The 14,983-nt window shown below is 65.9% G+C and carries 10 protein-coding genes and 1 pseudogene; 3 read left to right on the forward strand and 8 right to left on the reverse strand.

Annotation, left to right across the window (positions count from 1 at the left end; translation table 11 throughout):
• Positions 1-6: 6 nt before the first annotated feature.
• From NCS67_RS30345 to NCS67_RS30380, 8 genes are all read right to left on the reverse strand, one after another.
• Positions 7-3,267 carry an adenylate/guanylate cyclase domain-containing protein gene (locus NCS67_RS30345; RefSeq protein WP_250437779.1) on the reverse strand — a complete coding sequence of 1,087 codons (3,261 nt, stop codon included), beginning with the start codon at positions 3,265-3,267 and terminating at the stop codon, positions 7-9.
• Positions 3,268-3,337: 70 nt separating this feature from the next.
• On the reverse strand, positions 3,338-4,102 hold the full coding sequence (locus tag NCS67_RS30350; RefSeq protein ID WP_250437780.1) for a bestrophin-like domain: 765 nt from the start codon (positions 4,100-4,102) through the stop codon (positions 3,338-3,340).
• Positions 4,103-4,112: 10 nt separating this feature from the next.
• Positions 4,113-4,640 (reverse strand): hypothetical protein, encoded by a 528-nt coding sequence (locus NCS67_RS30355; RefSeq protein WP_175982406.1) that lies wholly within the window; start codon positions 4,638-4,640, stop codon positions 4,113-4,115.
• Between the two features lie 9 nt (positions 4,641-4,649).
• Positions 4,650-6,707 (reverse strand): alkyl/aryl-sulfatase, encoded by a 2,058-nt coding sequence (locus tag NCS67_RS30360; RefSeq protein WP_250437781.1) that lies wholly within the window; start codon positions 6,705-6,707, stop codon positions 4,650-4,652.
• 180 nt (positions 6,708-6,887) lie between these two features.
• The gene (locus tag NCS67_RS30365) at positions 6,888-8,426 is read right to left on the reverse strand and encodes a purine-cytosine permease family protein (RefSeq protein WP_175982404.1); all 1,539 of its coding nucleotides are present in this window, start codon (positions 8,424-8,426) and stop codon (positions 6,888-6,890) included.
• Positions 8,427-8,511: 85 nt separating this feature from the next.
• Complete coding sequence (locus tag NCS67_RS30370) at positions 8,512-9,462, reverse strand: LysR family transcriptional regulator (protein WP_250437782.1); 951 nt, start codon at positions 9,460-9,462, stop codon at positions 8,512-8,514.
• A 10-nt stretch (positions 9,463-9,472) separates the two neighbouring features.
• Positions 9,473-10,939, reverse strand: coding sequence for an NAD(P)/FAD-dependent oxidoreductase (locus NCS67_RS30375; RefSeq protein ID WP_250437783.1), 1,467 nt, complete (start codon positions 10,937-10,939; stop codon positions 9,473-9,475).
• 33 nt (positions 10,940-10,972) lie between these two features.
• On the reverse strand, positions 10,973-11,320 hold the full coding sequence (locus NCS67_RS30380; RefSeq protein ID WP_008345333.1) for a cupin domain-containing protein: 348 nt from the start codon (positions 11,318-11,320) through the stop codon (positions 10,973-10,975).
• A gap of 201 nt (positions 11,321-11,521) precedes the next feature.
• Between NCS67_RS30380 and NCS67_RS30385 the strand changes: the two genes are divergently transcribed.
• The 3 genes and pseudogenes from NCS67_RS30385 (at position 11,522) to NCS67_RS30395 (ending at position 14,917) form a co-directional block, all read left to right on the forward strand.
• Positions 11,522-12,367, forward strand: a complete 846-nt coding sequence (locus NCS67_RS30385) for a helix-turn-helix transcriptional regulator (protein WP_008345332.1) — start codon at positions 11,522-11,524, stop codon at positions 12,365-12,367.
• Between the two features lie 113 nt (positions 12,368-12,480).
• Positions 12,481-13,428, forward strand: a pseudogene (speB, locus tag NCS67_RS30390) (agmatinase); the annotation flags it as partial.
• Between the two features lie 19 nt (positions 13,429-13,447).
• Entirely contained in the window at positions 13,448-14,917 is a 1,470-nt protein-coding gene (locus NCS67_RS30395) for an aldehyde dehydrogenase family protein (RefSeq protein ID WP_250437784.1), read from the forward strand.
• Positions 14,918-14,983 lie beyond the last annotated feature (66 nt).

The following is a 14,983-nucleotide window of genomic DNA, read 5'->3' on the forward strand; positions in this document are numbered from 1 at the left end:
CCGTCCTCATCGACGCAGCGCGTCATCGATTGCTGCGAGCGCGTAAAGCAAGCCGCGCTTCCTGCCCTCTTGCGCGAGCCGCTGTAGCGCATCCGTCGACGCCGCTTTCCGGTCGCCCTTGCCATGCGCGACGAGCGCGCGCGCCCGCGCCACGACGAATGCCGAAAACGGCGATGGCTCGCGTCGCGCGTAATCTTCGAGCGCCGCAGCGTGATGCGCGGCCGCGTCCAGAAGTCCGCGATCGAGGCACGCGTCTATCGCGTCGCGCCGAAAGAGAAAATGGTTGTGGCTCACCGCGCCGCTGGCGAGCAGAGCTTCGCCTTTCGCAAGCGCGCTGTCGAAGACCGCGACGTCGTCCGTCGAACGCGCCAGCACGCCGAGATACGCGGCGCCCAGATACGTCATGCCGGTCTCGCGGCTGATCGACAGCGCCTCTTCGATATCGTCGAGCGCGTCGCGCCGGCGTCCCGCGACACGATGCAATTCCGCGCGCAACGCGAGCGCCTCGCCTTCGAAGCGCCTCGATTTCAGTTCGCGCGCACAGCGCAGCGCCGGGCCGACATGCTCCCACGCGCGATCCCACTGCGCGAGATCGTGCAGGCAGTGAAACGCCGCATGATGCGCAACCGCGAGCGCCCGCAATTGCCCGACCTTCTCCGCCGCGGCCACACTCGCGAGCGCCGCATCGAGCCCCGCGTTCGCCGCGCCCGCGAACCATGCGGTAATCGCGTGCATCGGCAGATTGGCGACTTCGATCCGTCCGAATCCGTGACGCCGGCACAGCTCGATGCAGCGGCTGAAGGCGTCGTTCGCGCTGATCATCCGTCCGCGCATGTACTGCGCGTCGCCGATTCCGCCGAGCGCGGCGGCCTCCAGTTCCGCGTCGCCCGCTTGCTGCGCGAGCGCGAGGCTGCGTTCGTGTTCGCGCACGCAGCCTTCGATATCGCCGCGCGGAAAACACAGGTTGCCGCGCAGGAAATGGATGCGCGCTTCCTCGCGCAGCAGTCCTTGCGCGGTCGCGGCCGATGCGGCGCGATTCAGATCGGCCCACGCACCATCGAGATCGTCGATGACGCGCTTCACCGTCGCGCGCCCGATCCACGCGTGACAGCGCGCCCTGTCGGTCGTGGCGAAGCCGAGCGCGGTTTCGAACGCCGCGAGCGCCGATGTCATGTCGCCCGCGTCGTGCAGGATCGTGCCGCGCAGGCATTCGAGCGCGGCGCGGTCGCTGTCCGCATCCGCGATTTCGAGCCCGCGCGCGACGAGCCGAAGCGCCGCTTCATGCCGATACGCCGACGCCTGCACGCGCGCCGCGTCGCAATAGGCGAGCGCCGCTGCGCGATCCGCGGCGCGATCGAGATGCTCGGCGCGCAGAACCGGATCGCGCTCGCCGAACCACTGCGCCGCGCGACGATGCAACGCGCGGCGACGGCTTTTCAGCAGCCCGTCGTAGATCGCGTCGCGGATCAGCGCGTGGTGGAAGATGAAGCCGGCGCCCTGGCGTCGCACCAGGCGATCCATCGACGGCGATTCGAGCGCGGCGCCGGCGCCGGTTTCATCGACGAGAAAATCGACTGCATCCTTCTCGACGAGCTGCCCGAGCACCGACGCCGCCTGCAAAGCGGTCTTGCCGGCGGAATCGAGCCGGTCGAGCCGCGCCTGCACGAGACTGCGCACCGAGCCGGGCACGCCGGATTCCGCGCCGTCCTGCGCGTGGTTCAGCAACTGTTCGAGAAACAGCGGATTGCCCGCCGCCCGCGCGATGCAGCGCTCCGCGAGATCCGCCGTCGCGCCGGGAAACGATTCGGCCATGACGCGCGCCTCGCTTGCGCTCAACGGTCCGAGATCGATGAGCGAATACGGCGCGCCGTGCGCGGCGTGCCAGGACGCGTCGAAGGTTTCGGATAACGGTCGCGCGGTCAGTACGAGCACGGCCGCGCAATCCGCCGCCGTCGCGGATAGCGCCGCGAGGTCCGCCAGCGTCGGCGCATCCGACCAGTGAATGTCTTCGACGGCAAGAACCCGCGGATGCCGGCCGCTCGCGCGACGAACGAGCCGCGCCACGACATCGCGCCGGCCGCGAACGCGCATCGCGTTGTCCATTGCCTCGAAGACCGTGCGATCCGCGAGCGGCATGGGCATGTCGAGCAGGTCTTCGAGAAAGAGCGCATCGCCTTCATCGATCGAACCGGCGGCGATCGCCTGGGCGATGCCCTGCCCTATCGTTGCGTCATCGTTCGGATTGTCGAGCGCGAGCAGTCCGCGCACGAGCGATTGAATCGCGCCTCGTCCGGTCGCCGCGCCGAAGTCGAGCACGAGCCCGCCGTGACAGACGAATCCCGCATCCCGCGCGGCGCTTTCGAACGCTTCGACGAGGCGCGTCTTGCCGATGCCCGCCTCGCCGCGCAGCACGATCGTGCGTCCATGGCCCGTCGCGCGGCACGAGCCGAGCACGGTCCGGAACGCGAGCAGATCTTCGCAGCGGCCGACCATCGGCCGGATCGGCGGCGCGTGTCGAATGCCGGCGATGCGCCATGCCGGAACCGGACCGGCGAATCCCTTGACGGACAGCGCGCCGCGTTCGACGCAATCGAGACGCTCGGCCAGATGACGCCGCACGGCCTCCGATATGAGGATTTCTCCCGTGCCGGCCGCGTCCGTGAGACGCGACGCGAGATTGACGGTGTCGCCCGTGACGGTGTACGCCCGATGCGTCGCGCTGCCCGTGCCGCTCGCGACGACCTCGCCGCCCGCAATGCCGATGTGCACGCAAACCGCGCGACCGAGCGCGCGCGACAGGCCGGGCATCGCGTCGTCGATTGCGAGCGCGGCGCGCACGGCGCGTTCGGCATCGTTTCCATGCGAGACCGGCGCGCCGAAGACCGCCATCACCGAGTCGCCGACGTGCTTGTCGACATGGCCGCCATGCAGCTCCACGATGCGATCGACCTGCTCGAAGTATCGATCGAGCACGTCGAGCACTTCTTCCGCGTCGATTTCCCGGCTCATCTGCGTGAAGCCGCACAGGTCGGCGAAAAGCACGGCGACTTGCCGCCGCTCTCCTTCATCGCCCGGTTTGATGGACGCATGCGGCAGTCCGGCCAGCGCATCGAGCAGCTTGCGCCGATGCCCGACCGGCGCGACGCCGAGTTCCTTCAGGTCGTCGGCGGTGAGATTGCGCAGCACGTCGGCGTCGATGGCGTTCTCGCGAAACACCGGCTCGTACCGTTCCATTCCGAGGCTGCGCAGCCAGGCGGCGACGTCCACGATCTCTCCTGGGCGGAAGATCTGCTTCCACTCAAAAAGATAGCACGCAGCCGGACGCGCGCCATGGCTCTCACGCTCCGATCGACTGCAGCAACCGCGTGAGATCGCGCGGCTCGACGCGGATCAATCCGCCTTTCGGACTGTCGATGTCGGCGATCAGCGCGAGTGACAGCGCGACCGTCGCCGGAAGAATCGTGATGAGCAGCCCTTTGGTCAGCTTGCCCTTCGCGCCGTAGCCCTGCATCACGCAGCCGAGCAGCGCGATGATGATCATCAGATACCACGCGCCCAGCGGAATATGGTTGATGCGCGCTGCCTCCGAGTAGTCCTGCGAGTTCAGCACGTCGTTCATGCCGGCGACGACGAGCGCGCCGATGGGCGTCGGCTGATCCTTCGCCACTTGCGTCGCGAGCTGCCACAGCTCCGTTTCGACATTCGACGTATCGCGGACGATCGTCGCGAGCGCATCGGGCGCGCGCGTCGTGTAGTTCGCCAGTCTCAGCTTCGTATAGCGGAGCAGCGCGGACTTGATCTTCGCGCCGGTCGCGGCATCGGCGAGATCGGCGCGCGCATATTCGGTGCCGATCGCGTTCGCCTCGCTTTCCTCCAGCGTCTTGCGCAAGTCGTAGCGATTCACCGCCATCGACAGGCTGAAGCCGACGAGCAGCGCAAGCAAGGTCAGCGTGGAAGTCTGGATGATGTTGAAGTCTTCGCGATCCTCCGGCGGCAGCACGGCGAAGCGCCGCAATACGTGCGCGCCGCACGCCACCGCGCCGATGAACAGCGCGAGCAGCACGACGAACAAACCTTCCGGATGATCGACTAAAACCGTCATCGGCGCTCCTTCAGCGCGCGTCGGCCACGGAAGATTCGGCGCTCGCGAGCATCGTCGCCAGCGTCGTTCCGGCGAGCGCCGGCGCGTCGACGTGAAAGAGCGCATCGCCGAGCGCCGCGCGCGCGCCGATCCGTCCGGCGAGCCATGCGCGCAAGCCCGCCTCCGGCATCACGACGATGTTGCTGCGCCGCGATGCGTCGGTTGCCGTCACGTCCGGCAGCTCGGGGACGATGTCGGGATCGAAGCCATCGACGGTCGCGCGAAAGAACCCCCACGTATCGCTTTCGACGAGGAACACGTAGAACTCCGGCAGCGCGAGAAGCTCGTCCGGCGTGTGCGTTTCCTCGATGCGCGCCTGCAGCAGATTCAGCGCATCGATCGCCGACATGCGCGCGCGCGCCGCGGCGAGCGGCCCTTGCCCGGTATCGGCGGGATCGATCAGCCCGGCCTCGATGGCCTTGCGCGCGGCGACCGCGACCGTCAGCGCCGCCGGATGACCGACGCCGAATTCGATCTTGAAGTTGCAGATGGCGCACATGTCGGCCCCTCAAGGCGTGACGATATTGAAGTAAAACTCGAACGTGTCGAGCCAGGTGAGAAACGCGCCGAGCTGCTGGCTGTTGCCGTCCACCTTGGCTTCGCCGGACATCACGAGCTTCTGCATGTTCGTCGTGCCGAGCATGATGTTGTTCAGGTTCTCGCGCGTCATCGTGATCGATGCATCGGCCGCGCCCGACGTCGTGCCCTTCGAGTAATGGATCGCGCTGTTCTCCACGCCGAGCACGACCTGCTCTTTCGTGTCGGTGAGCGTGAGATTGAACGTGACGGTCTTGCCCGCCGCGCGTTCGCCATTCAGACGGATGCCGAGAAAGTCGAGGAACATGTCGAGCGGCATCGCGCGGATCGTGTCCGGGCTTTGCGGCTGCGGCGCGGGCACTTTCTGAATGCCCTTGCGCAACTCCATCGCGCCCGTCAGATAGAAATTGCGCCACGGCGCGGATTCGGCCTGATAGCCGAGCTGCTCATAGGCGTCCGCGAGCAACTGCTTCGCGGCGACGTTCTGCGGCTCCGCGAACACGACGTGATTCATGACTTCGGCGACCCATCGATATTCGCCCTTGTCGTAGGACGCGTGCGCCTTCCTGATGACCGCCGCCGCGCCGCCCATGTATTCGACGTAGCGCTTGCCGCTTTCGGTCGGCGGAAGCCTGTGCAGATTCGCGGGTACGCCGTCGAAAAAGCCCAGACGCAAGTTGTATTGCGCGACCGCGTCGTGATAAACGGTGCCGTAATAGCTGCGGCAATACCAGTGCTTCGCGAGGCTGTCGGGGAGACGAATCGCTTCGCCGATTTCGAGCGGCGTCTGTCCCATGTTCGCGAGCCGCAAGGTCTGATCGTGCAGATACCGGTACATGTCGCGCTGCGCGCGCAGAAACGGCTGGATGCGGTCATTGCCCCACGTCGGCCAGTAATGCGAGGCGAACAGCACTTGCGCATCCGCGCCCCACATGTCGATGGACGTCTGCAGATACTTCGACCAGAGCAGCCCGTCGCGAACCTTCGCGCCACGCAGCGTGTAGAGATTGTGCAGCGTGTGCGTTGCGTCCTCGGCCGCGCAGAACGCCTTGAATTTCGGCAGGTAGAACATGAATTCGGACGGCGCTTCCGATTCCGGCGCCATCAACACCTCGATCTCGACGCCGTCGAGCGTCATCTTCTGCCCGGTCTTCTCCGCGAATATCGTCGGGAAGGCGAGCGTGATCGTGCCGACGGACGTCGTCTTCCCGAGGCCGCCATCGACGATGCCGGTCGGGCTGCGCGGCAGCAGCGAGCCGTACATGTAGCTCGCGCGGCGTCCCATCGCGTTGCCGGCGATGACGTTCTCGCCCACGGCGGCGTCGGTGAATCCGACCGGCGCGACGATCTTCACTTTCCCCGATTGCAGATCCTGATCGCTGACGAGCCCGCGCACGCCGCCGTAGTGATCGACGTGACTGTGCGTGTAGATGACGTGCGTGATCGGCTTGTCGCCCAGATGCGGAATGACGAGTTGCTTCCACACCGTCGACGCGACCTCCGTCGTGATGAACGGATCCACGACGATATAACCCTGATCTCCGCGGATGATGCTCATCACCGAAAGATCGTAGCCGCGCACTTGCCAGATGCCCTCGACGACCGTGAACAGGCCGTGATTCATGTTGAGCTTGGCGTTGCGCCACAGGCTCGGATTGACTGTGGGCGGCGCATTGTTGTCCGGGCCGCCGTTCACGAACGCGAACGTCTGAAGGTTCCAGGCCGGAAAATTCCCTTGGCCGGGAATCACCACCGGTTCGGGCAGCGTGGCGATCAGGCCGCGGCGCGCGTCCTCGAAGTCCTGTGCATCCGCGAAGTTAAGGAAGTTGGCGTACTGCTGATTGATGTCGAGCGTCGCGCGCGTCGCCGGCTTCGACGCCGCGCCCGTCCCGCCCGATGGCGACGCGTCGGCCTGCGCCAGCGCATCGCCGACGACGCCCGACAGGCCCGTCGCCATGCCGGCGACCGCAACGTTCTTCAGAAAGACTCGACGCGCTTCTGCATCGGCTGGATGTTTCGGCTCGGACATCTCGTCTCCTGCCGGGGAATGCCGGAACGCGATGTATTCCGTCTCGGATCGCCTTTGCGATCCGCACTGAAACACACGCGTGAATAACGTCCATGTGTTGAACCGATACTGGAAAAGCGCTGGATCAACGGTGGATTAAATCTATCGTCCGAATGTTCGAATAGACGAGCGTTATGAAAGTCAATCCTCGCGCACGCGCGCCGTGATCGGAACGTGCGCGCTCGTGCGTGAAGATTCGCGCGACGCGCCGACGAGACGGCGCCCTTGCGGACCGTGAACGGCGTCGGGTTCGGGAAAGAGCCGCAGCATCGTCAGATACAGCGCGCCGCCCACGACGAACGAAACCGGCACGCTGAGATCGCAGCCGCCCGCGAGCGCGCCGAGCGGCCCGGCGAACTGTCCCGGCAGATTCACGAACGTCAGCCCGATGAACGCGGCCGGCAGCCATGCGCCCATCGCGCGCCAGTTCCAGCCGTGGCTATACCAATAGTGGCCGCCGCGCCCGCCGCGATTGAACACTTGCAGATCGTCGGCCAGATAGAAACCGCCGCGCTGCACGAAGCCGATCACCATGATCGCCATCCACGGGCAACTGAAGGTGCAGATGAGCGTCGAGAACGTCGCCACGCTTTCCACGAGGTTGAACGCGAAACGCCCCACGAAAATGAAGCCGATGGCGAGCAGGCCGATCAGCGCCGTCGCGCGCACGCGGTTGAGGAACTTCGGGAACATGCTCGACGTGTCGAGGCCCGTGCCGTAGAGCGCGGTCGTGCCCGTCGACAGTCCGCCGATGATCGCGATCAGACACATCGGCAACAGGAACCAGCGCGGCGATACCGCAAGCAAGCCGCCCACGTAGTCGTTCGAGCTGATGAAGCTCGGCGCTTGCGTCGCGATGATCGTCGCGGTGACGAGGCCGAAGAGGAACGGCAAGAACGTCGCGATCTGCGCGAGAAACACGGCGCCCATCACGCGGTGGCGCGGCGTTGATTGCGGAATGTAGCGCGCCCAGTCGCCGAGCGTCGACGCGAACGAAACCGGATTGCTCAACGCGACCAGCGCCGCGCCGACGAACGCCGCCCAGAAGCCCGCGCTGCCGTGCTGAAGCGTGCCCGCGTAGTGGACGTCGAAAGGCTCCGCGAACGCGAATGCGCCGAGCACGAACATGAGGCTCGCCGCCCACACGGCGATCTTGTTCACCCACAGCATGAAGCGAAATCCGTAGATGCAGACGATCAGCACGAGCACCGCGAACACCAGATACGCCGTGCCGAGCGTCCACGGATTGACCGGCAAGCCGATCATGTCGTGCGCGCCGCCGACGAGCGCATCGCCCGAACTCCATACGGCGAGCGAGAAGAACGCGACCGATGTGAGCACCGCGAGAAACGATCCGACGATGCGGCCATGAATGCCGAAGTGCGCCCCCGACGACACCGGATCGCTCGTGCCGTTGCGCGGCCCGAAGAGGCTCATCGGCGCGAGCATGCAGGTGCCCGCGAGCACGCCGATCACGATGGACCACACGCTCGCTTCGAACGAAAGGCCGACGAGCACCGGAAAGCTGCCGAGCACCGAAGTCGAAAACGTATTGCAGCCGCCGAACAGCAGGCGGAACAGATCGATGGGCCGCGCGTATCGCGAAGCGTCGGGAATGCGCTCGAAACCGTAGGTTTCGATCTTCGTGATGCTGGTGCTGTCGCTGGTGTTGTCTGCCATGTTGTCTCGCTCCATTGTTATCGGCGGTCATTCCGTTGCGTCGGAATGCGCGCCGTAATGCGTCATCAAGGCGTCGTCAAGGCGTTCACATCGGGCACGTTGCTACCGCGCGTCCAGGCTCATCGTGATGAATCTCGCGCGCGCCATAGACGCCGAAAAGGTCTTCACAGAAGGATCGAACGATGGCTTTGTCGGCCATGTCGCGCTTCATCGCGAGATGCAGCGGCACGTCGAAGCCGAACGCGGTGCGTCCCAGCACGCGGATCAGTCCGCGCTGCTCGAAGGCGTCGGCGTGATGCGCGGGCAAATAGCCGATATGACTGCCCGACAGGATCAGCACGGTGGCCGCGTCGATGCTGTCCGCGATCGCCGTCACGCGCCGCTCGCCGATGCCCGCGAGTTCTTCCGGCACCGGATAGCTGCGCCAGATCCAGTCGTGCGCGCGCAGATCGTCGAGCGTCACGAGCGGGTCCGCATGAAAGAGCGGATGTCCGCGCCCGCAGCAGATCACTTGCCGCTCGTTGAACAGCCTGCTGTACGACAGCCCCGCGACGCGATGCCAGAAATAGCCGATCGCCAGATCGAGTTCGCGATTGACGAGGCTTTCTTCGAGTTCCTGCGGCGGCGCGACGTGCATCGCGAAACGCACGGCCTGATCGCGCTTGCGAAATGCGCCGATAGCTTCCGCGAGCCGCGCGTTCTCGACATGCGATGCCTGTCCGATCAACCCGATCGACAGCGTGCCGACCAGCTTGCGATCGATGTCGCGCACCTGCGCGACGAATTGCGATGTCGCGCCGATCAGCGCCCGCGCCGACATCACGAAACGCTCGCCTTTGGACGTCAGCCGAAAGCCGCCGCGTCCGCGTTCGCACAGCCTGAAGCCGACGCGCGCCTCGAGCGCGGAAAGCTGCGAGCTGATGGTCGACTGGCGCACGCCGAGCGACGCTTGCGCGGCGGTGATGCCGCGCGCGTCGACGACCGCGAGGAAGACGCGCACGAGGCGAAGGTCGAGATCGGATGTATTGGAGAACATGTCGTCGCGCTCACATCGGGAAGCCCATCGCCTTGATGCCCTTGATCCACGCGCGCTTCCAGCCGCCCTCGGCATCGGCGCCGTCGAATGCGTGGAACGTGACTTTCGCGGCGAGCCATCGCACCGGCTCGGGCGGAATGTAGGTCGGGCTTCGATTGGCGATGTCGAGCGCGCGCTCGGGACTGTCGCGATCGAAAAGGATGTTCAGGCCCATGAACGCGCCGAAGCGGCTCGCGGCCACGCCGAAGCCGGTGTAGCCCGCGACGAACACGGCCTTGTCGCCGAGATAGCGCTTCGCGAATACCGATCCGCGCGAGCAGTAGTCGATCGGACCGCCCCACGCGTGCGAGAAACGCACGTCGCTCAGTTGCGGGAACGTCTTGTAGAACGCCTCCGCGAGACGGTAGTACGTGTCGCGCTGCCGATCGCGCGGCGGATTCGGATCGCCATCGAAGTGATAACTCACGAGGCCGCCGAAGATGATGTTGTTGTTCTTCGTGAGGCGGAAATAGTTGAGCTGCGTGCGCGTGTCGTAAATGCCCTGACGCTGCCTCCAGCCGATGCGCGCAAGTTGCTCGCCGGTGAGCGGCTCGGTCGCGAGTACGTGATCGCGCACTTGCAGGACGCGCCGGTTGATATCCGGAATGCCGACTTTCGCGGTGCCGCTGCCCAACAGCACGCGCGGCGCGCGCACGCTGCCCGCGGGCGTCGTCACGAAGACGGTCGCGCCTTCGTCGATCACGTCGATCAGCGGACTGTGCTCGTAAAGCCGCACGCCGAGTTCGAGCGCCGCGCGTTTCAAACCCCACGCGAGCTTCGCCGGATGCACGATGCCGCTACGATTGCGCGACCACAGCGCGCACGCGAACAGCGGCGAATCGAGTTGTTCGCGCGTGGCCGCGGCGTCGAGCAGTGTGACGTCGTGGCCATACGATCTGTGCAGATCGTAATCGGCACGCAGATGGTCGATATGCTCGGGATCGACGGCGACCGTCATCTCGCCGTTCCATTCGATATCGGCGTCGATGCCGTAGCGTTCGAGCGTCTCTTCGAAGCCGTCGAGATTGCGCTGGCCGAAGGCTTCGAGCTCGGCGATATCGTTCGGAAAGACCCGCACGGCGTTGGGCAGGCCGTGCATCACCGATGTCGAGATGATGCCGCCCGCGCGCCCCGATGCGCCGTGCGCGACCCGTCCTGCTTCGATCAGCACGACGTCGAGTTCGGGCATCTGCTCTTTCGCCTGCACGGCGGCCCACAAGCCGGTGAAGCCGCCGCCGACGATCAGCAGATCGGCGCGTGTTTCGCCCGCGAGCGACGGTTCGGCGGGCGGCTCGGCGGGATTGTCGAGCCAGTAGGGAGAGAGCTTCGTGCGGGCGAGCGCTTCTTCGACGGTCAGTCGGGCCGGCTTGCGGCGCACATCGCGCGATGCGCCGGGTGCGGCGAAGTCGGCTTCGAACAGTTGCGCGCTTTCGTTCATGACGTGTCTCCTCCTCGGGCGCGGTGCGCGACGTTATTGCTGCGGTTCGAGCACGACGTAGAACTTCTTCGCGTCCTCGATCGTTTCCCAGCGGCCCGCGAAACCGGCCGGCAGCAGATAGCCCTCGCCCGCCGCGAACTCGCGGCGCGCGCCGTTCATATCGGTCAGCGCGATGCGGCCTTCGACGAGCCAGACGGCTTCGTCGGCGGTGGTCGCGGGGAAATCGACGGCGCCGACCTTGCCTTCCCACCAGCCGATCACGTAGTTGCCGGTCTTGCCTTCGGCCGCGCGCCAGTCGCTTTCGTCCATGCCGTAATCGAGTTGCGTGAATTGCCCGATGCCTGCGCCCAGCGGCGCGATGTCCTGAATCAGCTTGCTCATGTGTTTCCTTCGGTGCGTCGTTTTCAATGAATCGGTGCGCCAAAGTTACCGGGTCGACATGCCCCGGTATGCCCCCCCGCAGGGGGGACAAGCCGCGTTTCAGCGATCTGCGGGTAAATACCTAGTTACCTCGAAATCCCCGTCTGGCGGGCGATACGGCGCTTGATCTACAATCGGACAGCCTTTTCTTTGGGGCGCGCCATGCTGCTCAACGTACCCCCGCTCAATCAGGATCAAGCCGCGTTTCCGCTGTCTTTCAAGACGCTCGGCAAAGTCATCGAAGCTGTCGGCACGCCGGATTTCGTGCCGCGTCTCACGCTGCTTCTCAATGAAGTCGTGCCGCTCAATGTCGTGCACATCGAACGTTCGCGCGTCGATCGCAGCAAGCCCACGGGGTTTCGCTGCGAGTGGATCGGCAGCAGCGGCGTCGGCATGGACACGAGCGTCATCTCCGATGTCATGACGCTGTACTACGACCGCTTCTACGACAGCGATCCGCTCTTCGCGGGCATTCGCGGCAAGGTCGGGACGATGCTCGTCGTGCGCGATATCGGCGCGATTCCGCCGGGCGAATTCCGTCAGCGGCTCTTCGACGAAGCGTCGATCGCGCACGAATGCGTGCTCGCGCGCGGCACGCCGCACGCGCAGGATTCCATCGCGCTCGAACGCGCGCTCGATGCGCCGCCGTTCACGCTCGCCGAGATGAACCGCTTTCGCAACGTGAGCGAGTTCCTGTTTCCGCTGCTGGAGCTGCATGCTTCGACGAGCGCCGCGAAACGCGTCGCGCATCCGACGTCGTTCCTGCATCCGCTCGCTCAGTTCGATGCGCGCATCGCCGAGGATCGCGTGCGTCTGTCGAAGCGCGAATACGAGATCTGCACGCATCTGATCACGGGCCGCACGGTGCCCGAAGCGGCGGAAATCATCGGTGTGCGAATCGGTACGGCCGAGTCGTATGTGAAGCGCGCGTTCGCGAAGCTCGGCGTGCGGACCAAGCGCGATCTGATCGCGTGGGGGCAGGAGCATCCTCGTCTGCACGCCACCTGAAGCCGCGTTCACATCGAACCGGCTCGATGTGAACATCTCCATTTCGTGATTCGCGCGGCGCTCGCCTCGCCTAACATCGCCCCGTCCTTACAACGATGACGGGAGACGTATCGATGCAGCGCGAACTCAATCAGCCGCTCGGCGGCAACGACATGCCGCGCTTCGCCGGCATCGCGACCATGATGCGGCTGCCGCAGGCGGCGAGCACCGTTGGTCTCGACGCGTGTTTCGTCGGCGTGCCGCTCGATATCGGCACGTCGAACCGTTCGGGCGCGCGCTTCGGGCCGCGCCAGATCCGCGCGGAATCGGTGCTGCTGCGTCCGTACAACATGGCGACGCGCGCCGCGCCCTTCGATTCGCTGCAAGTGGCCGATATCGGCGACGTCGCGACGAATCCCTACGACCTGAAGAATTCGATGCGGCTGATCGAATCGGCGTACGACGAGATCGTCGCGAGCGACTGTCGCCCGATCACGCTCGGCGGCGATCACACGATCGCGTGGCCGATCCTGCGCGCGCTGCACAAGAAGTACGGCAAGGTCGCGGTCGTGCACGTCGATGCGCACGCGGACGTCAACGACACGATGTTCGGCGAGAAGATCGCGCACGGCACGCCGTTTCGACGCGCGGTCGAGGACGGCCTGCTTCGCTGCGATCAGGTCACGCAAATCGGTCTGCGCGGCACGGGCTATCACGCCGACGACTTCGACTGGTGCCGCAAGCAGGGCTTCACCGTCGTGCAGGCCGAAGCGTGCTGGAACCGGTCGCTCGCGCCGTTGATGGAAGAAGTCCGCGCGCGCGTGGGCGACGCACCGGTGTATCTGAGCTTCGATATCGACGGGCTCGATCCCTCGTTTGCACCCGGCACCGGCACGCCGGAAATCGGCGGCCTTTCCGTGCAGCAAGGCCTTGAAATCGTGCGCGGCATGAAGGGCCTGAATGTCGTGGGCGCGGATCTCGTCGAGGTCTCGCCGCCTTACGATCAGGCCGGAACGACGGCGCTCGTCGGCGCGAATCTCGCATTCGAGATGCTCTGCGTGATGCCGGGCGTCGCGTACCGTTTAACCATCGAGGACGATCATGAATATCCGCGACAATCACTCGATTCTTCTGCCGGCCGCGACGATCGCGGGCACGCGCTATGGCGCATCGGTTCTGGAAGCGGGCAACGCGATCCACAACGCGTCGACGGGCGCGGTCATCGGCTGGCAGGAACATGCCGACGCCGCGCAAGTCGATGCCGCCGTGCGTGCCGCGCACGCCGCGCTCGATGCATGGCGCAACCGCACGCCCGCATCGCGCGGCGAGGTGCTGCGCAAGATCGCGCAGTCGCTCGCTGCGAACCGCACGCGTCTTTCGTCGATGCAGCAAGCAGTCAGCGGCAAGCCTCCGCTCGAAGCCGACACCGACGTCAGCGACGCCATCGCCACGTTCGACTACTACGCGGACCTGTGCGCGGACGCATCGCTTTTTGCGACCGAGACGCTGACATTGCCCGACGACGCCGTGACGGGCGAGCGCCATTACGAAGCGGTCGGCGTGGCCGCGCTGATCGTGCCGTGGAATTTCCCGATGGTCACGACCGCGTGGAAGATCGCGCCCGCGCTCGCGGCGGGGTGCACGGCCGTGCTGAAGCCGTCGGAATTGACGTCGCCGGTCGAGCATCTGCTCGCGGAAATCATGACGGCGGCGGGCGTGCCAGATGGCGTCGTGAATATCGTGAACGGCGGCGGCGAAGTCGGCGCGCTGCTCGCGGCGCATCCGCTCATCGACAAGATTTCGTTCACGGGCAGCACGGGCGTCGGCCGCAAGGTGATGCAGACGGCGGCGCAGGACATGAAGCGCGTGACGCTCGAACTCGGCGGGAAATCGGCGCTGATCGTGCGCGCCGATGCGGACATCGAGCACGCGGTCGCGCTCGCAATGGGCGGCGCGTTCACGAACGCCGGGCAAATGTGCTCGGCGACGTCGCGCATCCTCGTTCACGACGAGGTCTATCGCAAGTTCGTGGCCGCGCTCGAAGCGGCCGTGCGCGCGCTCGTGGTTGCGCCGCCGCACGTCGAAAATGCCGCCATGGGCCCGCTCGTATCGCATGCGCAGCGTGCGCGCGTGCAGGCGCTCGTCGAGCAGGGCGTGGCGGACGGCGCGCGCATCGCGTTCCGCGGCGCGCTCGACGGCGCTTGCGCGGACGGCTTTTTCATGGCGCCGGTCGTCGTCGCCGAACCGGATGCCGCCAACGTGCTTTGGACGGAAGAAGTGTTCGGGCCGGTCGCGTGCGTGAAGTCGTTCCGCACCGACGATGAAGCCATCGCGCTCGCCAACGGCACGCGTTATGGGCTCGTCGCAACCGTCGTGACGCGCGATGAAGAAGCCGCACGGCGCTTTCGCCATGCGCTGCGCGCGGGCCTCGTGTGGATCAACACACCGCAGTTGATCTTCCCGCAGGCGTGCTGGGGCGGACTCGGACTGAGCGGAATCGGCCGCGAGCTCGGCGTGGCGGGATTGCGCGGCTATCAGGAATTGCGCCACGCGATCGCGGCGCGCGGATAGTCGGCCCGTCGACGCGCGTGAGCAAGCTCACGCGCGCGTCGCTTGGGCCAACTCGCGCGCGAGACC

This window comes from Caballeronia sp. ATUFL_F2_KS9A (assembly GCF_023630765.1).
In the GTDB taxonomy this organism is placed as follows: domain Bacteria; phylum Pseudomonadota; class Gammaproteobacteria; order Burkholderiales; family Burkholderiaceae; genus Caballeronia; species Caballeronia zhejiangensis.